Genomic DNA, 22,853 nt, shown 5'->3' with positions numbered 1-22,853 from the left:
ACATGATACGGATCATTGTCCACACTCCAATCTCCGGAGTTTCAGGTTGCTCCGAATTCTTGGCTCTTGTCTCTTGATTCTGAATGTGCTTTCCTCCGCCCGTCTCCCAGCCGAGGCAGCATTCTTTTTACCTTAACCCACGTATCACTATGAAAATCGTCGTCGCTTACTCCGGAGGTCTTGATACCTCAGTCCTTCTTCTCTGGCTCAAAGAGAAATATAACGCTGAAATCATCGCTTACTGCGCCGACGTCGGTCAGGGTGAGGAACTCGACGGCCTCGAGGCCAAAGCTCTCAGCACCGGTGCCAGCAAGTGCTACATCGGCGATTTGAAAGAAGAATTCGCCGCCGACTACATCTATCCGATGTTCCAAGCCAATGCCCTTTACGAAGGTCGTTACCTTCTTGGAACCTCGATCGCACGTCCCTGCATTTCCAAGGGCATGGTCGATGTGGCGATCAAAGAGGGGGCCGATGCCATCGCGCACGGTGCCACCGGCAAAGGAAACGACCAAGTTCGCTTCGAGCTTTCCGTGGCAGCACTCGCTCCGGACATCAAAATGATCGCCCCATGGCGTGATGATGAATTCCGCGCCCAGTTCCCCGGCCGTTCTGAGATGATCGCCTATTGTGAAGAGCACGGCATCGACGTAACCGCTTCCAAGAAAAAGCCATACTCCATGGACCGCAACCTGCTGCACATTTCATTCGAAGCAGGTGCTCTTGAGGACACTTGGCATGATGCCACCGGCGAAGAGGATCGCGACATGTATGTGCTTTCCGTCTCTCCTGAGGATGCTCCTGACACTCCCGAGTATGTTGAATTTTTATTTGAAAAAGGAGACATCGTCGGTCTCAAATATGATGGTCTCGATGAGGTCATCACCAAGCTCGGCGACTTCAAAGTAGAAGGCGAAAAAGATGGCTACACGCTGCTCTCACCTTACGGAGTAATGCGGGTGCTGAACTTCCTTGGCGGCAAACACGGCATCGGCCGTATCGACATCGTCGAGAACCGCTTTGTCGGTATGAAATCACGTGGTGTCTATGAAACTCCCGGCGGCACCATCATGCTAGCTGCTCACCGCGATTTGGAAACGCTCACTGTTGACCGCGAGGCTCAATACATTCGCGACAGCCTGATCACTAAATACTCACAACTGGTCTATAACGGTTTTTGGTTTGCTCCTGAGCGCGAGGCCATCCAAGCCTTGGTCACATCTACTCAGCAAACCGTCACTGGCGAGGTTCGTCTGAAACTCTACAAAGGCAACTGCATGCAAGCAGGACGCCGCTCTCCACTGTCTCTTTACTCCGAAGACGTCGCCACCATGGAAGGTGGAGCAGAAGAAGCCTACAACCAGAATGACGCCACCGGCTTCATCGCACTGAACGCTCTGCGCCTCAAAGCCAGTGCTCGCCAGAGCAAGTAGCCCACCGCCTACTGAAAGAATGGACGAAGCCGTCATCTACACCATCCTCGGCGAGGCTGGGTTCACCAAGTTGTGTGCCGCATTTTACAAGCGGATCAAAACCGACGACTTGATTGGGCCGATGTATCCCGAGGAGGATATGGCGGGTGCGGAGGAACGCTTGCGTGACTTCCTTCTATTCCGCTTTGGTAGGGATCAGAGATATTTGGAAAAGCGTGGCCATCCGCGATTGCGTATGCGTCACGCTCCTTTCGCCATTGGCGAGCCAGAAGCCCTGCGCTGGCTGGAGCTGATGGACGAGGCGATGAATGAGACCAAGGTGCCGGCATCCATCCAGATGGACCTCCGCACCTTTTTCACCATGGTAGCGCACAACATGCGCAACCAGTGAGAAGCTGAGTTCCCATTGTGGGCAGCTACGGAGAATTTAGTAAAATTAGTTGTCACAAATTGTGGCTCGCAGCACAATGAGAGGTATGAAAAACATACTTTTGTGCCTGACGGTGGCCACCCTGACCGTTCTTTCCGCCTCAGCAGACAAGCCAGCCCTTGAAAAACCGGCTGAGGAGGTAGCGGTGCTCTCAATTCATGAGACCAAGGCTGTCTTCAAAGGGCTTGTATACCGGCGATGCATGGGGAGAACATCGCGTTGCCCGGAGCGATGCGGAGATTCGGGAGAGTATGCGCAATTTGAAATCACCGAGTATACGAAGTATGAAAAAGAGGGGAAGTATGGAGACCCCAAACAGACCACCTATCTGATTCAGGTGAGTGACTTCGACAAAAAGCCGCTGGATAAAGACAATAACGGCAATGATCTAACCGTTCTGGGTAAAGTTATCAAGGACCTCAAGCCAGGTGATCAAGTTGAACTCTCTTGGCAGCACCAATACATCACAGCGACCTCTCAAAATGGAGGTAAGTCAAAATTCCCAAGGAGAGTAGTCGTCAAGCTTGAGAAACTGGAGCGCGGTTAGACGCCCCTTGCACGCGCCCGATCTAAGCTGAGGATGGCTCTTGGTTTTGCTACCCTTTACTCTTCAGGTAATCCACCAGAGATTTTAGGCTGGGTATTTTCAGCTTTCCGGATTTGTCATCTACCACAAAAACAACACGAGAAGTGGCTCCGTTGGCGACGACGTTGATCAAGTAACGTCCTGGTTTCAGAGGCTTTTTATCCATGGTGGCATCCAGCTTGGTCGACTTGGTGGTGCGTGCGAAGATGATCGCTGGCTGTTGTCCGGGGGCCATGACTTCGCCGTTTTCTTTCACCTCGAAGGCATTGATGATGAGCATAGGTGCCTCTGTTTCGATTTCTAACAAGGCGTCTGGTTTCACCGGGTTTTCTATCACGGCAAATAAAATGTTCCCTTCCTGCATCACGGCCTTCTGGCCTCCGATGGTGACGTCAAATGGGTAGAGTATCGGACGTTCGACTTTGACCGGCGGATTGATTTCTTCCTCGGAGATATCTTGGGCATGGAGACAGCTGATTGATAGGAGTGTAAGTAGGATGAACGATTTCATAATAATTTCAGACTAGTGAGTTAGAGCTGATGAGAAAAGAAAGAAAAAGCCCTGAGCCTCGGGAATGAGACACAGGGCTTGATAAATGGCTTAAGCTCTTCGCTTACGGCTCGATGATCGCGTAGTCGCCGTCGCTGCGACGGTAGAGGATCTGGGTGACGTTTCGGCGTTCGTTGTTGTAGACGATGAACGGCTTGTCAGAGAGCTCCAGCGCCATGATGGCGTCTTCCTTGAGCATCGTGCGTAGGCGGTAGCTTTCGCGGTGGATGATCATTGGTTCTGGATCGTGCTCGGACTCCTCTTCGTCATTGAGATCGTCGAGGAAGTTGGCGGCATAGACTTTTTCGTCCAGATGCTTGATCGTATCCTCCGGCTTAGGTCGGTGCTTTTTCAGAAGGCGCGTTTTATGTTTGCGCATGCGGCGGGCGATCTTGGAAATTGTTTCATCGATGGCGGCATACATGTCCTTGCCTTCCGTCGAAGCATCAATGGTGATGTGATTGGCACAGAAGAGAATGATTTCCGCAATGTGACGGTTCTTCTGCACATCGAGGATCGCCTTGGCCTCGATGATTTTCGGGTAGTCGAGATGCAGACCCTGTATTTTTTTGGTAGCGTAATCGCGCAGGGAATCTGTGATCTCCTCGTGGCGGACGGTGACGGTTACTTGGGTGTTGGCATTTGCTGTTTGCATCTTATTTTTTCCTTTCTTTTGTATTACGTTGTTAGAACTCGAATGAATATTGAGTTCGTTAGTTTTTCGGGGTTGCAGTTCAGATTGTTTTTTTGTTAGAGCACGAAGTCCTCGCCGAGGTAGTGTTTTCTGGCAAGCGGGTCGGCCGCTATTTCTTTGGCCTCGCCTTCGAGTATAAGTTTACCTTCGTGCAGCAAATAGGCGTGGTCAACTATGTGTAGCGTTTCTCTTACGTTGTGGTCTGTGATTAGAATAGAGAGTCCGTCCTCGTCGCGTAATTCGCAAACGATTTTCTGGATATCACCCACAGCAATCGGGTCGACGCCACCGAAGGGTTCGTCCAGCATGAGTAGCGTGGGATTCGTGCAGAGCGAGCGGGCAATGGTGAGGCGTCGTTTCTCTCCACCAGATAGAGCAAGGGCCTCGGACTTGCGAAGTTTGGAAATATGGAAGCGTTCGAGCAGTTGGTCTGCTCGCATCTTGCGCTCTTTCCGGCTGAGTTCGCGGCGAGTCTCGAGCACGGCCATCAGGTTGCCTTCCACTGTGAGGTGGCGGAAGATGGATTCCTCCTGGGGGAGGTAACCCATACCGAGGCGGGCACGTTTGTGCATCGGTAAGTTAGAGATGTCATTGCCACTGAAGCTGACCACTCCCGCATCTGGGGGAATCAGGCCAGCGATCATGTAAAACGAGGTCGTTTTTCCAGCCCCGTTAGGGCCTAACAGTCCAACGATTTCGCCTTGGCGCACGGTGAGGTTTACGTGGTTTACTACGGTGCGACCGGCGTAGGTCTTCATCAGGTCTTTCGCCTCTAGCAGGGTAGCGGTGTCCCGACGCGAGGCTCCGCCTAGATGGATGGGTCCGGATGGGGCGGGGGCTGTAGTAGGCATGGATTCCATGGAGGTATCGTGCATGGGTCGGATAAATTCAGAAGTGAAGCGTAGCAGGCAGACTGTGAAGAAGACAAGCTCCTAGTGTCGTTCCTCGGGTCTCAAGGAGTTTTCTTACGAGGTGTGGCTGGCTTTTTCTTCGGTGTGGTGGTTTTGGTCGGTGTCTCCATGCGCCATTTTCCTTCGGTGATGAATTTTCCATTGCCGAGAATTCGGATGTACTGGCCGGGAGCGAGTGATTGCAGGTATTGGTTAGGGCCGGTCTGAAGACGAGGGAGCCCGCCGCGGAGGATCATTTCACCGGTGCTGGCGTCATAGCTGGCGCTTTCCGCAGTCGCGATGAAGAGGTTGCCGTTCTCGTCCTTGCGGGTCACTTTGACCTTGCCTGTGGCGATGATGCGCTTGAGGTCGCCGAAGCCGGCCAGGCCGTCGTCCTTCTTGGCGTCTTCTTCTTCTTCTTTCGCTGGTTTCTTAGCGTCGGCGTCTTTCTTTTCGGTGGTAGGCGGAGTTGCTGTCTCCGCGGACTTTGATTGATCTGTCTCAGTAGCTTTCTCAGTGGTCTTGTCACTTTTGGCTGGCTCAGCTTTCTTGGCTGGTTTTTGAGCGAGGAAGACCTTCAGCTCGTCACTGCAGGTCAGTTTGAAACGGGGTTCTGTCAGGCGGACATTTTTCAGATAGGCTAGGATACCGGTGTCTGTGTCAAAGTAGAGGCCACCATCGCATTCGACTTTCAGTGTGGGCACTGGAGCCGCAGCTTTAGGGGCCGGAGCTTTGTCGTCAGCTGCTTTTCCTGATTCGTCTGTGCTTGGTTTGTCTTCTACTTCGGTTGGTTTTTTCGTTTCCTTGTCGGTGCCAGCCTTTTGAACGAGGAGTGAACTTTGGCCGATGCGTTTGAGGAATGGGCCCATGACTGAGTCAGCCTCGCTGTTCATGCGTAGATCTTCCTCCACGGTTCCACGTGTAGTCTGCTGCAGTGCTTCGACCTGATGTTTCATCGGGCGATTCAGCTGGTCCAGCTCGGCCAGTTGTTCAGATGTTAGGCGCTTGGGAGGTTCCGCGAGGAGGCTGGTGGAGAATCCTGTTAGGGCGATCAGAGAGCTTGCGACGGAGAGTGACGGATGAGAGGAATTGAGCTTCATGGCTGTCGATTTGGTTGGCGTCGTTTGTTTGAACTTGGTGGAGGCTGGACCGAGAAGAAATCCCCGGTTCGTTTTCCAATGAAAAACCAAGCCTGTGCCGGATGCGACGTAGTTTTTTCCTTGGACGAAGACGGCTTCACTGGCGTGCAGAGTGGAGCGTTTTTGGTTGTAAATGGCGTGCCGCATCTTGGTGCGGGCTTCAACGGAACCATCTTTTCCGTATAGCTCGATGGTGATGCCCAGTCCGTCAATGCGTTCCCCATCGAGCACAGTTAGGGTCTCCGCGCTGAGCAGTGAGGTCGGGTTGAAGTCCTTATCGTATCGAGGGATTCTAACGCGTCGTAGGATGCTCCCCTCTGGAAGAATATCGAGGGTGGGGAGGGAACCTTGAGTGGGGTCTTCGGCTTGGGGCGGATCCGTTTTTTCCTGAGCCTGTGCCAGTGGTAAAATCGGCAAGATGGCAGCAGTCAGCCCTGCCGTGAGAAGCCGAGACGGCATCATCGAGTGTTGGCAGGGACTATGAAGTTTTTCAGCCATGAGCTGTGAGTGGAAAGATTATTCCGAGTGGGCCGCCTTATGGACAGCGAGGAGTTTCACCAGCACGGCCTCGATTTGATCGAGCGGTATCTGATTAGGTCCGTCCGAGAATGCTTTTTCAGGATTCAGGTGAGTTTCCATGAACACGCCGTCGACTCCGGTGGCGACGGCGGCACGGGCAAGGACGGGAGCGAGTATGCCATCGCCGCCAGTGGTTCCCCCGAGTCCTCCGGGGCGCTGCACTGAGTGCGTGGCATCGAAAATAACCTTCAGCCCCATGTCGCGCATCCAGTAGAGTGAGCGCATGTCGGTGACGAGGTTGTTATATCCAAAGCTGGATCCTCGCTCGGTGATGTAGAAATCCTCACAGCCGAAGTGCTGAAGTTTTCCAGCGATGTTAGAGACATCCCAAGGGGCGAGGAACTGGCCTTTTTTGACGTTAAGGGGTCGACCTGTTTTAGCGCAGGCTTCGAGTAAATCGGTCTGGCGGCAGAGAAAAGCAGGGACCTGGAGGAAATCGATGGTTTCCGCAGCGATCTCAGCTTCCTCGGGGGTGTGCACATCGGTGGTGACGGGGAGACCGAGCTCTTTGCCGATTTCACCGAGAATGCGGCAGCCCTCCTTGACGCCAGGGCCCCGGAAGGAGTCGACCGATGTTCGGTTCGCCTTGTCGTAGGATGCTTTAAAAACAAATTGTATACCGGTTCGCTCAGCGATTTCTTTGAGCGAGCGGGCCATTTGCCAGGCGAATTCCTCAGATTCCAAGGCGCAGGGGCCGAGAATAAAAAAGGGCGAAGAAGGGTTAAGGGTAAGATTGCCGATTTGACTCATGATAAAAGAAGACTGCTATTCAGACTAAGCACGGAAGCTTGAGAAGGCACGATAAATATATGCCTAATAGTGCGATTTCTCTGACTCCTCAAGAGCGAGCGCAGCAGCCCCGATAATTCCGGCGTCATTGCAGAATTGCGCAGGTAGAATTTTCAGATGCTCGTGGAAGGCCGGGGAAAGCTGGGTATGAAGACTCTGCAGCAGGGGATCAAACAGCAGCGGGCCGGCTTTGGCCACGCCACCGCCGATAATGATCGCTTCCGGATTTAATAACCAGCAGGCGTTCATCACAGAAGTCGCTAATTTGGCCGCGATGTTTTTCCAGATTTCGACGGCTATTTCATCGCCGTTGTTGGCAGCTTGTGAGAGGGCGGCCGGGGTGCAGTCTGTGACACTGCGCTCGACGCCCTTGCTTGCGTAAAATTCGCGCGCGTCCGCAGCGATTTCATTGTTGCCGATGTAATCTTCCAGTGAGCCGAGGTTGCCATATGCGCCTTGGCGGCCTTGATAATCGATCGACATCTGGCCGAGCTCTCCGGCGACGGAATTCGCCCCACGGAGCATTTGGCCGTGGCTGATGATGCCACCGCCGACTCCGGTGCCGAGTGTGATGCAGACCAAATGGTTCATGCCCCGGCCCGCGCCTTCTTTCCACTCGGCGTAGGCCATGCAGTTGGCATCGTTTTCCACAGTTACCGGTAGGCCGGTGCGCAGGTGGAGGATTTCGCGCAGCGGGATATTGGTCCAGCCTGCGACGTTGGTAAGATTGTGAATGGTGCCGGTGCGGAAATTGACAAAGCCAGGAACGCCTGCACCGATCGCACAAATTCCCGGGTGGTGTTGGCGCAAATCCTCGACGACGCGAACAATGGCATCGATCAAAGGTGAGGGTTCTGTGAAGTCATCAGTGGCAATGGCCGGTGCGCTGTCGATAACGTTATGTCCTTGGACAACGCCAAATTTGACGGAGGTTCCTCCAAAGTCGATTCCAAGGGAAGTGGCGGGATGAGTGGGCGAGTGAGTCATTGTCTAGGTGTTAAGATTGGCGATCAGACGCAATCCTTCAAGAGTAAGCTGCGGGCAATGATGAGTTATTTCCGGCAGACCGCGAGTGATAAGCGTGGCATCGCCGCCTGTGGCGATGATTTCTGCGTCACCGGGCAGTTCGCTGCGGATCTGATTGATGATTTCCCGAACCAGTCCCCGATAGCCGAATACGGCGCCAGCCAGCATCGCCTGCTCGGTGGATTTGCCGATGGCTTGAGCGGGTTCTTCAAGTTCAATGTGGGGTAGCAAGGCAGTGCGGCGGGCCAATCCCTCCGTCATGGATGCCAGGCCGGGGGCGATGACGCCTCCCTGATAAACGGATTTCCCATCTCCTGATGGTCCGAGGACGTCAAAGGTGACAGCGGTGCCGAAATCGAGAACGATCGCAGAGCCGCCAAACATCTCAAAAGCGGCGGCGGCATTGGCCAAGCGGTCGGCACCGATCTGTTCAGGCTTGGGATAATCGATCCCAATCGGCAGTTTGCTGCGATGGCTGAGCAAGTGGCAGGGTTTCTCCGAAAGGTAATCCACCAGAATCTCGGCCTTGGCAGGGACAACAGAACTGACGATGCTGAAATCCCATTCGATGTCCGCCAATTCCTTGCCGAGTGAGCCTACTGAGATCTCCGGTGTGTTGATGGTTGTCCGCCAATCTTCGAGCTTTTCGCGGCTTGCGAGGGCAAACTTGGTGCGGGTGTTAGAGTTGTCGATTAGCAGCAGGCGCATGATGGTGTGGCATTCTAGGCGTGTCTGGCGGGAAAAGGGAAGCACTGGCTGAAAAAACCTCCGTCAGTGATCCGGGCACAAAAAAACCGGAAGGGTACCGCTACCCCTCCGGTTTAACACTCTCAGGGAGAGCCGTTATGGATTGTATGCTGGTGCGCCGTGCTCGGCTACATCCAGACCTTCACTTTCCTCCTCGGCATCTACCCGGACACCCATGATGAGTTTGAGGATGAAGAAGAGGACGAAGGAGAAGACGAAGGCGAAGGCACAGACTGAAACGATACCGATCAACTGTGAACCGAGGTTGGCGCCGCCTCCAAGGAGGGCTACTGCCAGAGTTCCCCAGATACCGCAGACACCGTGAACCGAGATGGCACCCACTGGGTCGTCGATTTTGATCTTGTCGAAGAACAGGATGGAGAAGACCACCAGGACACCGGCTACACCGCCAGCTACCAGAGACAGGCCAGGTGAGATGGCATCGGCGCCAGCTGTGATGCCTACGAGGCCAGCGAGGAAACCGTTGAGGGCCATGGAAAGGTCAGGCTTTTTCAGCACTACCCAAGCGGTAGCGATGCTGGTCAGTGCGCCTGCACATGCTGCCAGGGCAGTGGTGACGAACACGGTGGAAACACCTTGGGCGTCAGCAGAAAGAACGGAACCGCCGTTGAATCCGAACCAACCGAGGAAGAGAAGGAAGGCACCGATGGTAGCCAGTGGCAGGTTGGAGGGGAGGATAGGCTTGAGGCCTTCCTTGGTGTATTTTCCGGCACGTGGTCCGAGAACGATCACACAGGCAAGGGCGGCAAATCCACCGAAGGCGTGCACCACAGTGGAGCCAGCGAAGTCATAGAATGCGGCGTCACCGTCACCAAGGCGGCTAAGGAAACCGGTGCCCCAGTGCCATGAACCGGCGATTGGGTAAGCGAAGGCTACCAGAAGAGTAGCGAAGATCAGGAAAGAACTCAGCTTAACACGCTCTGCGACTGCACCGGAGACGATGGTGGCTGCGGTGGCGGCAAACATCGCCTGGAAGATGAAGTCTGACCAGTAGGTGTAGCCAGGGTTGTATTCCGAGGTGAATGAGGTGCTGCCGGCTTCTGCGCCTGCAGGTCCGCCGAGTCCGAGGAAGCCGTCCATTTGCCACTCAGCTGGGTAGTGAGTGTTGAAACCGACGAGGTAGTAGGTGATCACACCCATCGCAATGATGAAGCAGTTTTTGAACAGAATGTTCACGGTGTTTTTTCTCTGGCATAAACCGGATTCAAGGCTGGCGAAGCCAAGGTGCATCAGGAAGACCAATGCGGCGGATATGAGGATCCAGAGGTTATTGAGGGCGAATTTAACGTATTCAGCACTGCCTTCGAATTTGGCGTAATCGGTCGGCGGTTCATCTTGGGCGAGCAATGTGCCTGCACCTAAAAGTAACAGGGATGCTGGTAGTATGGATTTGATAGTCATGGACTGTGGTTTGTGTTGGTTGAACAAGGATCACCAAGCATGAGCCGTGCCAAAATCAGTCGTCTGATGAAGATAAAATAAAAATAATGTTGGCACGGTGGTTGCTGATTTTTTCGCGCGCGTGTGCAAAGCGATGCTGCCGGAGAATGAAAAAAATTCTTGTGGCCCGTTCTCAGTCACCCGCAATCCTGACAACCGATTAATCCAATGAAAACATTATCCCTATATTTCAAATACTCTCTGATTCCTCTGCTGTTCATGGCGGGAACTTCACTCGCTTCCGCACAGGACGAGGCTCCTGCCATTGACAGCGGTGACACTGCCTGGATGCTGACCTCGACACTGCTCGTGCTAATGATGTGTCTACCCGGACTTGCCCTGTTCTACGGTGGTTTGGTCCGCGCCAAAAACGTGCTGAGCATTTTTGTGCAATGTTTTGCCATGGCCGGTATCATGTCCCTGATTTGGGTCGTTTTCGGCTACGCGATGGCTGCAGGTGGCGAGGGCAATGCCTACTTCGGCTGGGACAACAGCTTTGTTTTCCTCAAGCATATCACTGAGGCGAGTGTGATGGAGGGAGGAACCATTCCTGAAAGTGTCTGGGTCGTGTTCCAGATGACATTTGTGATCATTTCCCCGGCAATCATCGTGGGTGCCTTTGCCGAACGGATGAAATTCTCTGCCGTTCTTGTCTTCACGATCATCTGGACGGTGCTGTCCTACTTGCCCATGTGGCACATGGTCTGGGGCGGCGGCCTGTTCAACGGTGGCGAGGAAGGCAACTGGTTGATGGGAGTTCATCAGCATGCGCTCGACTTTGCTGGCGGTAACGTGGTGCACATCAATGCCGGTGTTGCCGGTCTGGTCGCCTGTATCTTCATCGGAAAACGTAAGGGTTACCCAGGGCCGTCACTGGTTCCGCACAATGTGCCTTATGTTCTTATCGGCGCCGCCTTGCTTTGGGTGGGCTGGTTTGGTTTCAATGCTGGTTCCGCAGGTGGGGCCAGTGGTTCTGCCGGTATGGCAATGCTGACGACACAGATCGCAACGGCTTCCGCCCTTGTGGTATGGTTGGCACTTGAATGGATTATTTCTAAAAAACCCACCGCAGTGGGTGTGGCCACGGGTGCTGTGGCTGGTCTGGTAGCCGTCACTCCGGCAGCGGGATCCACAGGAGTGGAAGGTGCCTTGGCAATTGGCGCGATCTCCAGCCTAGTGTGTTATTTTGCCGCCACCAAGCTCAAGCACATGCTCGGCTATGACGACAGCTTGGACGTCTTTGGTGTTCACGGTATCGGTGGAATCGTCGGTGCCTTGTTGACCGGAGTATTCATCCGCGAGGGTTATGATGGTCCGTTGGGCGGCCTTGGTCAGTTCTGGATTCAGGCTAAAAGTGTGATTGTGACCGTCATCTGGAGTGGCGTCGCCGCAGTCGTGGCAATGGTTGCCGCTAAATTGCTCTGCCGCGGAGTTCGGGTCGATGAAGACGTCGAGCACGGAGGCCTCGACCGCACTGAGCACAGTGAGGAGGCTTATAACTGGGAGGCCTGATACTTATTTACTTCGCTCCTTAGCTTTTCAAAACCAGGACTCATATGGGGTCCTGGTTTTTTTGTTTACTGGAATTCTGGGGTTTAAAACAAATTTTCGATTGTATTGGAAGGTTGGCACGCAGCTTGCTTGATTGCCGTTGCTTACCATTCAAAGCAAATGATTATGAAACATGTTATTAAATCACTAATGATCGGCGGCACAATGCTTGCAGCCACCTCCGCGCACGCTGAGCTCGAAACCGAGATCCACGCTGGTTACCACTCCATTTACGAGTTCCGTGGTGTTGACTTCGGTGACGACCTCTATGAAGGCGGAATCGACCTCAGCTATGACCTTGGCAGTGGCTTCTCACTTTCCGGAGGTATTTGGTATGCTGATGCCAACGGCGGCGGAGGCGGTGACTTCGAAGAAGTCGACTACTACATCGGCCTGACTAAAACGATCGGTAAAGTCGACGTTAGCGTCGGTTATACTTACTACGACTTCCCAGGCGCCAGTTCTTCTAACACAGACGAAGTTTACATCGGTGTTTCCACCGAGCTCAGCTGTGGTCTTGGTCTTTCGCTCACTTACTTCGAGGACATCGATGTCATCGACGGCGGATACCTCGAGTTTGAAGCTACCAAGAGCTACGAGCTTAGCCCTTGCGTCAGCCTCGACCTTGCAGTCGGCGCGGCTTACAGCTTCGACTACAACGCTGACGTAGACGGCGGTCCACTTGACGGTTTCAACCACTACTTCGCGAAAGTGGCTCTTCCATGGAGCGTCCGCGAAAACATGACCTTGACTCCATACATCAAGTTCGTCGGTGCAGGCAGCGACCTCAGCAACGACTACGACGACGGAAGCAGTGAAGATCTCTTCTTCGGAGGTGTCACACTCAGCTACTCGTTCTAACCAATTCTTGCTGGATTAGGGATAATCCAGTTGTCTGGAAAAATGGGGGTTCGCCATCGTGCGGGCCTCCATTTTTTGTTGTGCATCTATGAGCGAGTTATATGTCGGCAAAACTGGCGGTATTTCGACTGATGGATGGCGCTCGTTGGCGACCTTGGTCTATATATAGGGGATACGGTTTCAGCCCCGTGTGTTCTGCCTGCGCGATTAGGATTCATGGAAACGCATTTCATCCCTTGGGCGCGGGAGGGTAGGCTGAAATCTGCTTCGGGGAGCTTTTTTCCACGAATTTGCAGCGTATCATGTTAGTGTATGATGTTGGGCCTTCGGGATTGCTGATGAGGCGAGTGGGTTTTGCTCCTTGAGGTGGCCTTTTTCACTGTGTTCATTGGCATTGGACGGTCGGAAAGATCTTGGTCTCGGCGATATTAGAGCAAGTTTCTTTCAGTGAATATTAATATCAATATAGATGAATGGATTGCGTGAAAATCAATGAATTTCAGGGACTGGTTAAAAAAAGAAGAAAAGGCAGAGATTTTTTTTGACAGAAGTCCGCTCTCTGCTAGCTTGCCGCCCGCTTTCCCACGGTAACCCTTGTGGAGACGCTGTTTTTTATCTCGGTTGAACGAGATTGAAACCGGAGTTTTCCAAGGAGGATCAAAGGAAAGTGACTTAGGGCGAAAAGCTCCTGTAGCTCAGTGGTAGAGCGCGTCCTTGGTAAGGACGAGGTCAGCGGTTCAAATCCGCTCAGGAGCTCCAGTCAGAAGAAAAAATCACCGATTCGTCCGCTTCATAAGTGGGCGGCATCACCCACAAAGAAAACCAGCGGCCCGCAAGGGCAAACAAACCAAAGAAAATACCATGGCTAAAGAAGCATTCGAAAGAACCAAGCCACACGTTAACGTCGGCACCATCGGCCACGTTGACCACGGCAAAACCACTCTCACCGCAGCTATCACCACCATCCTCGCAGAGGCAGGTGGCGGTGTTGCTAAGGCATATGCTGATATTGACGCCGCTCCTGAAGAGCGTGAGCGCGGTATCACCATCTCCACTGCACACGTTGAGTATGAGACCGAAAACCGTCACTATGCACACGTTGACTGCCCAGGTCACGCTGACTACGTGAAGAACATGATCACCGGAGCCGCTCAAATGGACGGTGGTATTCTTGTTGTTTCCGCTGCAGACGGTCCAATGCCACAGACTCGTGAGCACATCCTGCTTGCACGTCAGGTTGGTGTCCCAGCTCTTGTTGTATTCATGAACAAGACTGACCAAGTCGACGACGAGGAACTCCTCGAACTCGTCGAAATGGAAATCCGCGAACTCCTCAGCGCTTACGAATTCCCTGGTGACGACATTCCAGTCATCAAAGGTTCTGCTCTTAAAGCTCTTGAAGGTGATGCCGACCACAAGGCAAACATCCTCAAGCTCATGGAAGCTGTTGACAGCTATATTCCTGAGCCAGAGCGCCCAGTTGATCAAGACTTCCTCATGCCTATCGAGGACGTGTTCTCCATTGAAGGTCGCGGCACCGTCGCTACCGGTCGTGTTGAGCGCGGTATCGTCAAGAAAATGGAAGAGGTTGAAATCGTCGGTATCCGCGACACACAAACCACTACCGTTACTGACATCGAAATGTTCCGTAAGTTGCTCGACGAAGGTCGTGCCGGTGACAACGTCGGTCTCCTCATGCGTGGTCTTAAGAAAGACGACCTTGAGCGTGGTCAGGTTATCGCCAAGAAAGGCAGCGTAACTCCTCACACCGTATTCAAGGGTGAGATCTACGTTCTTTCCAAGGATGAAGGTGGTCGTCACACACCATTCTTCAGCAACTACCGTCCTCAGTTCTACTTCCGTACCACAGACGTTACCGGCAGCATCAAGCTTCCTGACGGCGTTGAGATGGTCATGCCTGGCGACAACGTCGAGCTTGAAGTAACACTCATCACACCGATCGCCATGGAGAAGACCATGCGCTTCGCTATCCGCGAAGGTGGTCGCACCGTTGGTGCCGGTCGTGTAGGCGATATCCTCGTCTAATCCCTCTAAAATCTGGCCGCCTCTCCCCGAGGTTGCCAGATTGCCGAAAGGCTGGTTTTCAGGGGCACTCCGGTGGATAGCCGCCGGGGTGCCCCTCAATCGCCTAAAGCACTCTCGATCCCGAACCGGATATCTCGGTTCACTGGAAAAAGCAAAACAACACAGGGAAGTAGTTCAATGGTAGAGCGTCGGTTTCCAAAACCGAAAGTTGCAGGTTCGAGTCCTGTCTTCCCTGCCAGCTTTTTCAACCCAACGTCCAACTCAAACTCAAGATCCCCAAGGCTTGTGCCAACCGGGTCTTACACAAAACCGCAGCATGTTTAGGAAAATCGCCACCTTCATTCACGAAGTTAAAGCCGAACTCCGCAAGGCCTCCTGGCCCTGGGATAACGATCCCAAAGCCAAGGGCTTCCAGAAATATAAAGAGCTGATCGACTCAACCATCGTGGTGCTCATCGCCATGATTCTGCTCGCAGGATTCGTTTCCCTCTTTGACGTGCTCGCCACCAAGGTCATCGGCCTTTTGACCGGACTCGGTCACTAAATTTCCCTCCGCTTCGGCACAGCGCATGCTGCACCCGCCAAAGCATTTCACTTTCCACATCACCACTTTTCCTAACTCGATCTTATGCCAGCCATCCCAGAAGCCCGCAAGCAGTGGTTCGTCGTCCACGTTCTCTCCGGCCAGGAGCAGAAGGTTCGCGACCGTATTAATCGCTTGGTCGAGTCCGAGGAAATGGGCGACTACATTTTCGAAGTCCTCGTTCCCCAGGAGCGTGTCGAAGAGAATCGCAAAGGCAAAAAGATCGAAACCAAACGCAAGTTCTTCCCTGGCTACATCATCGTCAACATGAAGCTCTTCGCTGAAGACAACAGCCTCGTTGAGAAAACTTGGTACTTCATCAAAGAGATGGACGGCGTCATCGGCTTCGCCGGAACCAAGGACAAGCCCATCCCCATGCGTCAGCGTGAGGTCGACGGCATGCTCGGCCAGATCAAAGAACGCGAAGAAAATATCCGCCCAGCCATCAGCTTCGAAACTGGCGACAGTGTCAAAGTCGGCGACGGTCCGTTCGAAGGTCAGACCGGCATCATCGAGGAAATCGATCACGAAACTGGCAAACTCCTCGTCTCAGTCACCATCTTCGGCCGCGCCACTCCCGTGGAGCTCGAAGCCTGGCAGGTCGAAAAAGGCTAAGCCATCCACACACTCTCTCTTAATGTAGCCGTGAAAAACGGAATCATTTAACCATACCAAACACCAACATCTAACTACCACCACCATGGCTAAGGAAGTAAAACAAGTTCTCAAGCTGCAAATCCAAGCAGGTCAAGCAAACCCGTCCCCACCAGTAGGTCCCGCCCTCGGTCAGGCCGGCGTGAACATCATGCAGTTCTGTAAGGACTTCAATGCCGCTACTCAAAAGCAGGCTGGCGATCTCCTTCCCACCGTGATCACCGTCTTCAAAGACGCGTCGTTCACCTTCATCACCAAGAACCCACCGGCAGCTGTCCTCCTCAAGAAGGCCGCTAAAATCGCCTCCGGTTCCGGTGAGCCTAACACCAAGAGCTGCGGTTCCATCACCAAGAAGCAACTCATGGAAGTGGTTGACCAGAAAATCTCTGACCTTAACACCAACGATCCCGAGCAAGCCGCCAAGATCCTTGCCGGCACAGCCCGTCAAATGGGCCTCGAAATCACAGGCATGTAATCCATCTCCGTGCGCAGTTAACAGTCCTCACTGATGACTGATCACTGCACACCGATCACTTCAGGCGCAGCCTGATTCAACCCGCAGGAGAGCCAGTCCACACTGGACGGTTCGCCCGCACTGCAAATAATACAATGAGCAAAAAAAGCAAACGCTACCAGAAGGCGGCCGAACTTGTCGACTCCGACAAGCAATACGGCCTAGCAGACGCAGTAGGAATCATCAAAAAGTTTCCCGCACCCAAGTTTGACCCCACCGTCACACTTTCATTCCGCCTCGGCGTTGATCCTCGTAAGAGCGATCAAATGGTTCGTGGATCTGTTGCCCTGCCACACGGCACCGGTAAGAGCGTCCGCGTTGTTGTCTTCGCTACTGGAGACGCCGCCAAAGCCGCTACAGCCGCAGGAGCCGATGAAGTCGGCATGGAAGATCTGATCAAGAAAGTCCAAGACGGTTTCACCGATTTCGACGCCGCCATCGCCACACCAGACGCCATGCTTGAAGTTCGCAAGATTGCCCGTGTCCTCGGACCACGCGGCCTCATGCCGAACCCTAAGACCGGCACTGTCACCGATGACACAGCCGCTGCCGTCAACGCCGTCAAGGCAGGCCGCATCGACTACAAACTCGATAAAAACGGTAACGTCTCTGCTGCCATCGGTAAGGCCTCATTCAGTGAAGCCCAGCTTACCGAAAACACCAGTGCCCTGATCGAAAGCGTCATCAAGGCCAAGCCCGCAACCGCCAAAGGTAACTACATCGAAAACGTCACCCTCGCCGCCAGCATGTGCCCGGGTGTTGCTCTCGAAGCTTCCCTTTACGCCATCAACTAATCAACCCAAGGAAAAACACGACCATGAATCCTGATAAGAAATACATCATCGACGAGCTCTTCGAGCGCGTGAATTCCTCACCGTTTGTCCTGGTAGTTGACTACACCGGCATGACCGTCCCTGAGTTTGACGAGCTCCGCAATCGCCTCGGCGAAAACGGATCCGAGTGTCACGTAGCCAAAAACAGCTACATGCGCAAAGCTCTGGAAAATGCCAAGCTTCCTGACATCAGCGATCAGCTTCTCGGCCAAACAGCCTTCGTCACCGGTGAATCCGATGTCTGTGGTGCTGCCAAGACCATCAAGAACTTCGTCAAGGAGTTCAAGAAGCCTGAAGTTAAGACCGGTATCCTCGACGGCGACGTGCTCGACACCGCGCAAATCACCGCGCTTGCCGATCTTCCATCCCGCGAAGTCCTGCTTGCTACCCTGCTAGGCACCATCAACGCACCTGCCACCGCGCTGGTCCGCGTCCTCAACGAGCCTGCCGCATCACTGGCCCGCGTCATCAAAGCAAAACACGAAGGTTAATTTTAAGAGTTCTGCCGCCCCCAAGGCGGCACACTCAACCAATTTCCAACTTCCTGTTTCTAATAACAATAAAACAATCTGAACGGATGGCGCTCACCCCCTCCAGGGAGGCGCCTGATACAAAATAAGGTTCCCACGTCGGATCTTAGGCATAAGAGCTGAAATGTCCGGAAGCTCCGGGCGCGACGTAACCAACAAAAGGAGAAAAATAAAATGGCTGACTTAACTAAACTAGCTGAAGAACTGGGCAAACTCACCGTGCTTGAAGCCGCTGAGCTTGTAAAATCCCTCGAAGAAGAGTGGGGCGTATCCGCCGCTGCTCCTGCTGCTGTCGCTGCTGCACCTGCTGCCGCTGCTGAAGCTGCTGAGGAAAAAACTGAATTCGACGTCGTGCTTGCAGAAGCCGGTGGTAACAAGATCGCTGTCATTAAGGCAGTGCGCGAAGTTGCTAGCGGACTCGGTCTTGCAGATGCCAAGAAACTTGTCGAGAGCGCTCCCGTTCCCGTACTTGAAGGCGCATCTAAAGACGACGCTGACGCAGCCAAGGCCAAGCTTGAAGAAGCTGGTGCCAAGGTTGAGCTCAAGTAGTCCTCTACTTGCGCTTGCATAGACCAGTTCTACGCAACCCTAAGGCTTTCTTTGTGTGTGGTGCCTCTGCCAGCACGCACCACATACAAGTCAGCCATCCGGGTAGAATTTGACAAATTCAACTTCTCCCGTATCGGTTCCTCCGCAAAAGGGACCAAACCCCATCACCATACCGCATTCCACGCGCGGCATTCAAGGATGACTGTCACAGGTCAACCACGGCGGCAAACCCACCGCAGCCATCTTTGAAACCCGCTCGTGAATCGCCAGGGAAGACGTTCCCCGGAAATTCACCACAACCTAACAACCTGAAGCTAACAAGCTACCCACGAAGCCCGGACTGGAAACAGTGCGGGCGAACCTGCCTCTCGGCTGAACGTGGAAAAAGCCTGCGCCTCGCGTTGTCAAAACAAGCCAAACACCAGCTCATACCCACTAATTATTATGGCCGAAAGACGCTACTACGGAACGATTGAGGAAGTTATCGAACCCCCGAATTTGATCGAGGTTCAGAGCAAATCCTACGAGGACTTTTTGCAACAAGCCATCCCCGCATCTCAGCGCGAGGACACCGGACTTCAGGCAGTTTTCTGTGAGATCTTCCCGATCAAAAGCTACGATGAAGCAATCACCCTCGAATTTATTGCCTATGACATCGAGGAGCCTAAGGCCACTGCACTCCAGTCCCTCCAGACCGGTGAGACCTTCAGTGCCGCACTCTACGTCACTTTCAAACTGAAAGACGAAACCGGCACCAAGAAAGAGCGTGTTTACATGGGCGAAATGCCGATGATGACCCGTCGTGGAACCTTCGTGATCAACGGAGCCGAGCGTGTCATCGTTTCCCAGCTGCACCGTTCACCCGGTATCTGCTTCGAGACATCCACTCACCTCAACGGTAAACTTCTCCACTCATTCCGCATCATTCCTGACCGCGGATCATGGCTTGAAACCCAGTTCGATACCAACGATCTGCTTTACGTCTACCTCGACCGCCGCCGCCGTCGTCGGAAGTTCCTTGCCACCACTTTCCTTCGCGCCATGGGTTGGCCGACCGATCGTGACCTCTGCGAGCAGTTCTACAGCATCGAGAAGCTTAAGCTCAAAACCTACCTCGGAGCCAAAGCCGACGAGGAAGAGCTGGCCCAGAAAGTCACCTTCGAAGACATCCTCGACGGTGAGCTTGTCATCGCTAAGGCCTACGAGCCATTGACCATCGGTATCGTCCGCCAGCTCGATGAGCTCGGCCACAAGACCATCGATGTCATCGACTCACGCGAAGACGAAATCCTTCTCAAGTCCCTCAAGAAAGACCCCGCACACGATGAGGAGTCCGCTCTCAAGGACATCTACCGTAAGCTGCGCCCCGGTGATCCGCCGACCACCACTAACTCCAAGGCCCTGCTTCACCGCCTGTTCTTCGACGAGAAGCGTTATGACCTGACTCGCGTCGGTCGTTACAAGATCAACCAGAAGCTCAAGCTCAACGTTGATCCATACGCCCGCGTTATGGTTCCTGAGGATTTCCTCGGTGCTGTCAAATACCTCCTCCGCCTGAAAAAAGGTGAGGGTGTTCTCGACGATATCGATCACCTTGGCTCACGTCGTGTGCGTGCCGTCGGTGAACTTCTTGGTAACCAGTGCCGTGTCGGTCTTGCCCGCACAGAGCGTCTGGTCAAGGAGCGCATGACTCTCTTCGACGTCAACCTCGAAGGTATGACCCCACAGAAGCTGATCAACCCGAAAGCACTCAGTGCTGTCATCCGTGACTTCTTCGGTCGTTCCCAGCTTTCCCAGTTCATGGACCAGACCAACCCTCTGGCCGAGCTGACTCACAAACGCCGTCTGTCCGCTCTCGGACCGGGTGGTTTGAACCGCGATCGTGCCGGTTTCGAAGTGCGAGACGTTCACACTTCCCACTACGGCCGTATCTGCCCGATTGAAACCCCCGAGGGTCCAAACATCGGTCTGATCAACTCCCTTTGCACCTACGCCCGCATCAACGAATTTGGTTTCATCGAGACTCCATACCGTCAGGTGAAAAACGGCAAGGTCACTAACCAGATCGAATACGTCACCGCGGACCAAGAGGAAGAGTTCCTCATTGCCCAGGCGAACAACCCGATCGATAAGAAAGGCAACTTTCTCACCGAGAAAATCACCGCCCGCGAAAGTGGTGAGTTCATCGAGGTGGATCCAACGACGGTTCAATACATGGACGTTTCACCGAAACAGCTCGTTTCCGTGGCCGCCGGTATCATTCCGTTCCTGGAGCACGATGATGCTAACCGCGCCCTGATGGGTGCTAACATGCAGCGCCAGGGTGTGCCGCTTCTGATCTCTGATGCACCACTTGTGGGCACCGGACTTGAAGCCAAGGCCGCCGCTGACTCACGCGCTGTGGTCACAGCAGAGGCAGACGGCATCATCGCCGCCGCCACCGCAGAGATCATCGTCACCACTTTGGACGGCGAGCTTCCAGTCTCAGACGAGAAGTTCCTCTCCGATATCAATTCCGTGAAGAGCAACCCTGCCAAAGGAGTCTTCGTTTACCCACTTCGTAAGTTCATGCGTTCAAACGCCGGAACCTGCCTGAACCAGAAGCCAATTCTGAAAAAAGGCACCAAGGTGAAAACAGGCGACGTACTCGCAGACGGACCTAACACCGAAGGCGGCGAACTCGCATTGGGACGTAACATCCTGGTCGCGTTCATGCCATGGAACGGTTACAACTTCGAGGATGCCATCGTTATCTCCGAGAAGGTGGTGAAAGAGGATATCTACACCTCCATCCACATCTCCGAGTTCGAGTGCGCTGCACGTGACACCAAACTGGGACCTGAGGAAATCACCCGTGACATTCCTAACGTCGGTGACGAAGCTCTGAAGAATCTCGACCACGACGGAATCATCCGCATCGGTGCCGAGGTGAAGCCTGGCGACATCCTCGTCGGTAAGATCACTCCGAAGTCCGAGACCGAACTCGCCCCAGAGGAGCGCCTCCTGCGCGCCATCTTCGGTGAGAAGGCTGCTGACGTGAAGGACACCTCACTGCGTGTTCCTTCCGGTTGCACCGGTATCGTCCAAGACATCCGCGTGGTCACCCACGGTCTTGCCCGCAAGCGCGAGAACGAGCTCGATCCAGCCAAGCTGAAGAAGCAGGTCAAGAAGATCAACGATGATTACAAGAAGAAGAAGGACCAACTCACCGAGCAACTCACTGAGAAGCTCTCTGACATCCTTCTCGGGGAGAAAATCCCACTTGATGTCGTCAACGCCCAGTCTGGTGAGATCATCATCCCGGCCAACCGTAAGATCACCAAGACGCTTCTCCGTAAGCTCGCCGCGATCTACGATCACATCGAAATCGATCCTTCTCCGATCCGTAACAAGATCCTTGAAATCATTTCCTCCTTCGAAAGCCGCTTCTCAGAGCTGGACACAGACCGTGAACGTCGCCTCGACCAACTCGAGAGTGGTGATGAAATCGATCCAGGTGCCATCAAGGAAGTTAAAGTCTTCGTCGCCGCCAAGCGTAAGCTCAGCGTCGGTGATAAGATGGCCGGTCGTCACGGTAACAAAGGTGTTGTCGCGACCATCGTTCCTGAAGAGGACATGCCATACCTTAGCGACGGAACTCCAGTGGAGATCTGCTTGAACCCACTCGGTGTTCCTTCCCGGATGAACGTCGGTCAGGTTCTTGAGACCCACCTCGGTGTCGCAGCCAAAGCCCTCGGATTCACCGTGGCTACCCCGATTTTCGATGGTATCCCTGAAGCTGAGATCTGGAAGTTCATGAGCAAAGCCAAGCAAGTCGACGGCGTCAAATACGTCGGCGATAACGGTGAACTCCGTGAGCGTAAGAAAGACGAGAAAGAAGGTCTGGGTTACACTTGGATCGGTGACGGCAAAGACGGCACCATCGCTGGTAAGTCGACCCTCTACGATGGTCGCACCGGTGAAGCCTTCCAGAACCCTGTCGTGGTCGGCATGATCTACATGCTGAAGCTCGGTCACTTGGTCGCGGATAAGATCCACGCCCGTGCCGTTGGTCCATACAGTCTTGTTACCCAGCAGCCGCTCGGTGGTAAGGCCCAATACGGTGGTCAGCGATTCGGTGAGATGGAGGTGTGGGCACTCGAAGCCTATGGCGCCGCTTACACCCTTCAGGAAATCCTTACCGTCAAGTCTGATGACGTGCAGGGCCGCACACGAATCTACGAAGCCATCGTCAAAGGGGATAACACCCTCGAGGCAGGCACTCCGGAGTCGTTCAACGTTCTGATGAAAGAAATGCAGTCACTCTGCCTCGACGTCCGCCCTGGAACGGGTGGCAAGCCGAAGGCCGGTGGTGCTGACTTCTCACTCGATGACCTCACACTCTAACCGCAGTAAACAACCGAACCTA

At 53.8% G+C, this 22,853-nt stretch carries 21 protein-coding genes and 2 tRNA genes; 15 read left to right on the top strand and 8 right to left on the bottom strand.

What is annotated here, in order from left to right; translation table 11 throughout:
• The first annotated feature begins 149 nt into the window (after positions 1 to 149).
• From ACSPJT_RS07000 to ACSPJT_RS06990, 3 genes are all read left to right on the top strand, one after another.
• Positions 150 to 1,433, top strand: coding sequence for an argininosuccinate synthase (locus ACSPJT_RS07000; protein WP_435895653.1), 1,284 nt, complete (start codon positions 150 to 152; stop codon positions 1,431 to 1,433).
• 19 nt (positions 1,434 to 1,452) lie between these two features.
• A complete protein-coding gene (locus tag ACSPJT_RS06995) occupies positions 1,453 to 1,824 on the top strand; it encodes a globin (RefSeq protein WP_435895652.1) in 372 nt (123 codons plus the stop codon).
• Positions 1,825 to 1,909: 85 nt separating this feature from the next.
• Positions 1,910 to 2,410, top strand: a complete 501-nt coding sequence (locus ACSPJT_RS06990) for a hypothetical protein (RefSeq protein ID WP_435895651.1) — start codon at positions 1,910 to 1,912, stop codon at positions 2,408 to 2,410.
• Positions 2,411 to 2,459: 49 nt separating this feature from the next.
• Here ACSPJT_RS06990 and ACSPJT_RS06985 read toward each other — a convergent pair whose 3' ends face one another.
• The 8 genes from ACSPJT_RS06985 to ACSPJT_RS06950 form a co-directional block, all read right to left on the bottom strand.
• Positions 2,460 to 2,960, bottom strand: coding sequence for a hypothetical protein (locus ACSPJT_RS06985; RefSeq protein ID WP_435895650.1), 501 nt, complete (start codon positions 2,958 to 2,960; stop codon positions 2,460 to 2,462).
• Positions 2,961 to 3,063: 103 nt separating this feature from the next.
• Positions 3,064 to 3,654 (bottom strand): ribosome hibernation-promoting factor, HPF/YfiA family, encoded by a 591-nt coding sequence (gene hpf / locus ACSPJT_RS06980; protein ID WP_435895649.1) that lies wholly within the window; start codon positions 3,652 to 3,654, stop codon positions 3,064 to 3,066.
• 95 nt (positions 3,655 to 3,749) lie between these two features.
• A complete protein-coding gene (gene lptB, locus ACSPJT_RS06975) occupies positions 3,750 to 4,568 on the bottom strand; it encodes an LPS export ABC transporter ATP-binding protein (protein WP_435895648.1) in 819 nt (272 codons plus the stop codon).
• 77 nt (positions 4,569 to 4,645) lie between these two features.
• A complete protein-coding gene (locus ACSPJT_RS06970) occupies positions 4,646 to 6,220 on the bottom strand; it encodes a hypothetical protein (protein WP_435895647.1) in 1,575 nt (524 codons plus the stop codon).
• Positions 6,221 to 6,238: 18 nt separating this feature from the next.
• On the bottom strand, positions 6,239 to 7,051 hold the full coding sequence (gene kdsA / locus ACSPJT_RS06965; RefSeq protein ID WP_435895646.1) for a 3-deoxy-8-phosphooctulonate synthase: 813 nt from the start codon (positions 7,049 to 7,051) through the stop codon (positions 6,239 to 6,241).
• Between the two features lie 63 nt (positions 7,052 to 7,114).
• Positions 7,115 to 8,077, bottom strand: a complete 963-nt coding sequence (locus ACSPJT_RS06960; RefSeq protein ID WP_435895645.1) for an ROK family protein — start codon at positions 8,075 to 8,077, stop codon at positions 7,115 to 7,117.
• 3 nt (positions 8,078 to 8,080) lie between these two features.
• Positions 8,081 to 8,824 (bottom strand): type III pantothenate kinase, encoded by a 744-nt coding sequence (locus ACSPJT_RS06955; protein ID WP_435895644.1) that lies wholly within the window; start codon positions 8,822 to 8,824, stop codon positions 8,081 to 8,083.
• A gap of 135 nt (positions 8,825 to 8,959) precedes the next feature.
• Positions 8,960 to 10,285 carry an ammonium transporter gene (locus tag ACSPJT_RS06950; RefSeq protein WP_435895643.1) on the bottom strand — a complete coding sequence of 442 codons (1,326 nt, stop codon included), beginning with the start codon at positions 10,283 to 10,285 and terminating at the stop codon, positions 8,960 to 8,962.
• A gap of 207 nt (positions 10,286 to 10,492) precedes the next feature.
• On the opposite strand from ACSPJT_RS06950, the gene ACSPJT_RS06945 reads away from it, so the two are divergent.
• The 12 genes from ACSPJT_RS06945 to rpoB all read left to right on the top strand — a co-directional run bounded on the left by ACSPJT_RS06945 (position 10,493) and on the right by rpoB (position 22,831).
• Positions 10,493 to 11,836, top strand: a complete 1,344-nt coding sequence (locus ACSPJT_RS06945) for an ammonium transporter (protein ID WP_435895642.1) — start codon at positions 10,493 to 10,495, stop codon at positions 11,834 to 11,836.
• Between the two features lie 165 nt (positions 11,837 to 12,001).
• Positions 12,002 to 12,736 (top strand): TorF family putative porin, encoded by a 735-nt coding sequence (locus ACSPJT_RS06940; protein ID WP_435895641.1) that lies wholly within the window; start codon positions 12,002 to 12,004, stop codon positions 12,734 to 12,736.
• Positions 12,737 to 13,420: 684 nt separating this feature from the next.
• Positions 13,421 to 13,495 (top strand) — tRNA-Thr (locus tag ACSPJT_RS06935).
• A gap of 102 nt (positions 13,496 to 13,597) precedes the next feature.
• Positions 13,598 to 14,782: an elongation factor Tu gene (tuf, locus tag ACSPJT_RS06930; protein WP_435895640.1), complete on the top strand. Its 1,185-nt coding sequence runs from the start codon at positions 13,598 to 13,600 to the stop codon at positions 14,780 to 14,782.
• A gap of 163 nt (positions 14,783 to 14,945) precedes the next feature.
• Positions 14,946 to 15,020, top strand: a tRNA-Trp gene (locus tag ACSPJT_RS06925).
• A 78-nt stretch (positions 15,021 to 15,098) separates the two neighbouring features.
• The gene (gene secE, locus ACSPJT_RS06920; RefSeq protein WP_435895639.1) at positions 15,099 to 15,326 is read left to right on the top strand and encodes a preprotein translocase subunit SecE; all 228 of its coding nucleotides are present in this window, start codon (positions 15,099 to 15,101) and stop codon (positions 15,324 to 15,326) included.
• A gap of 84 nt (positions 15,327 to 15,410) precedes the next feature.
• Entirely contained in the window at positions 15,411 to 15,980 is a 570-nt protein-coding gene (gene nusG, locus ACSPJT_RS06915) for a transcription termination/antitermination protein NusG (RefSeq protein ID WP_435895638.1), read from the top strand.
• Between the two features lie 85 nt (positions 15,981 to 16,065).
• Positions 16,066 to 16,494, top strand: a complete 429-nt coding sequence (rplK, locus tag ACSPJT_RS06910) for a 50S ribosomal protein L11 (protein ID WP_435895637.1) — start codon at positions 16,066 to 16,068, stop codon at positions 16,492 to 16,494.
• Between the two features lie 134 nt (positions 16,495 to 16,628).
• On the top strand, positions 16,629 to 17,327 hold the full coding sequence (gene rplA, locus ACSPJT_RS06905; protein WP_435895636.1) for a 50S ribosomal protein L1: 699 nt from the start codon (positions 16,629 to 16,631) through the stop codon (positions 17,325 to 17,327).
• Between the two features lie 23 nt (positions 17,328 to 17,350).
• Positions 17,351 to 17,857 (top strand): 50S ribosomal protein L10, encoded by a 507-nt coding sequence (gene rplJ / locus ACSPJT_RS06900; RefSeq protein WP_435895635.1) that lies wholly within the window; start codon positions 17,351 to 17,353, stop codon positions 17,855 to 17,857.
• A gap of 213 nt (positions 17,858 to 18,070) precedes the next feature.
• Positions 18,071 to 18,445 carry a 50S ribosomal protein L7/L12 gene (gene rplL, locus ACSPJT_RS06895; RefSeq protein WP_435895634.1) on the top strand — a complete coding sequence of 125 codons (375 nt, stop codon included), beginning with the start codon at positions 18,071 to 18,073 and terminating at the stop codon, positions 18,443 to 18,445.
• Positions 18,446 to 18,889: 444 nt separating this feature from the next.
• Complete coding sequence (gene rpoB, locus ACSPJT_RS06890; RefSeq protein WP_435895633.1) at positions 18,890 to 22,831, top strand: DNA-directed RNA polymerase subunit beta; 3,942 nt, start codon at positions 18,890 to 18,892, stop codon at positions 22,829 to 22,831.
• Positions 22,832 to 22,853: the final 22 nt, after the last annotated feature.

This window comes from Oceaniferula spumae (assembly GCF_042849255.1).
Taxonomy (GTDB): domain Bacteria; phylum Verrucomicrobiota; class Verrucomicrobiia; order Verrucomicrobiales; family Akkermansiaceae; genus Oceaniferula; species Oceaniferula spumae.
The sequence above is the reverse complement of the archived record's forward strand: the minus strand, read 5'-3'. Positions and strand labels throughout refer to the sequence as shown.

Excerpts from the sequence above, each read along its gene's own strand:
- ACSPJT_RS06990 (WP_435895651.1), top strand. The coding sequence starts at position 1,910 with ATGAAAAACATACTTTTGTGCCTGACGGTGGCCACCCTGACCGTTCTT.
- ACSPJT_RS06940 (WP_435895641.1), top strand. The coding sequence starts at position 12,002 with ATGAAACATGTTATTAAATCACTAATGATCGGCGGCACAATGCTTGCA.
- rplL (WP_435895634.1), top strand. The coding sequence starts at position 18,071 with ATGGCTGACTTAACTAAACTAGCTGAAGAACTGGGCAAACTCACCGTG.
- lptB (WP_435895648.1), bottom strand. The coding sequence starts at position 4,568 with ATGCACGATACCTCCATGGAATCCATGCCTACTACAGCCCCCGCCCCA.
- rplK (WP_435895637.1), top strand. The coding sequence starts at position 16,066 with ATGGCTAAGGAAGTAAAACAAGTTCTCAAGCTGCAAATCCAAGCAGGT.
- ACSPJT_RS06955 (WP_435895644.1), bottom strand. The coding sequence starts at position 8,824 with ATGCGCCTGCTGCTAATCGACAACTCTAACACCCGCACCAAGTTTGCC.
- rpoB (WP_435895633.1), top strand. The coding sequence starts at position 18,890 with ATGGCCGAAAGACGCTACTACGGAACGATTGAGGAAGTTATCGAACCC.
- ACSPJT_RS06960 (WP_435895645.1), bottom strand. The coding sequence starts at position 8,077 with ATGACTCACTCGCCCACTCATCCCGCCACTTCCCTTGGAATCGACTTT.
- rplJ (WP_435895635.1), top strand. The coding sequence starts at position 17,351 with ATGAATCCTGATAAGAAATACATCATCGACGAGCTCTTCGAGCGCGTG.
- ACSPJT_RS07000 (WP_435895653.1), top strand. The coding sequence starts at position 150 with ATGAAAATCGTCGTCGCTTACTCCGGAGGTCTTGATACCTCAGTCCTT.
- ACSPJT_RS06995 (WP_435895652.1), top strand. The coding sequence starts at position 1,453 with ATGGACGAAGCCGTCATCTACACCATCCTCGGCGAGGCTGGGTTCACC.
- rplA (WP_435895636.1), top strand. The coding sequence starts at position 16,629 with ATGAGCAAAAAAAGCAAACGCTACCAGAAGGCGGCCGAACTTGTCGAC.
- ACSPJT_RS06945 (WP_435895642.1), top strand. The coding sequence starts at position 10,493 with ATGAAAACATTATCCCTATATTTCAAATACTCTCTGATTCCTCTGCTG.
- secE (WP_435895639.1), top strand. The coding sequence starts at position 15,099 with ATGTTTAGGAAAATCGCCACCTTCATTCACGAAGTTAAAGCCGAACTC.
- ACSPJT_RS06970 (WP_435895647.1), bottom strand. The coding sequence starts at position 6,220 with ATGGCTGAAAAACTTCATAGTCCCTGCCAACACTCGATGATGCCGTCT.
- nusG (WP_435895638.1), top strand. The coding sequence starts at position 15,411 with ATGCCAGCCATCCCAGAAGCCCGCAAGCAGTGGTTCGTCGTCCACGTT.
- ACSPJT_RS06985 (WP_435895650.1), bottom strand. The coding sequence starts at position 2,960 with ATGAAATCGTTCATCCTACTTACACTCCTATCAATCAGCTGTCTCCAT.
- ACSPJT_RS06950 (WP_435895643.1), bottom strand. The coding sequence starts at position 10,285 with ATGACTATCAAATCCATACTACCAGCATCCCTGTTACTTTTAGGTGCA.
- tuf (WP_435895640.1), top strand. The coding sequence starts at position 13,598 with ATGGCTAAAGAAGCATTCGAAAGAACCAAGCCACACGTTAACGTCGGC.
- hpf (WP_435895649.1), bottom strand. The coding sequence starts at position 3,654 with ATGCAAACAGCAAATGCCAACACCCAAGTAACCGTCACCGTCCGCCAC.
- kdsA (WP_435895646.1), bottom strand. The coding sequence starts at position 7,051 with ATGAGTCAAATCGGCAATCTTACCCTTAACCCTTCTTCGCCCTTTTTT.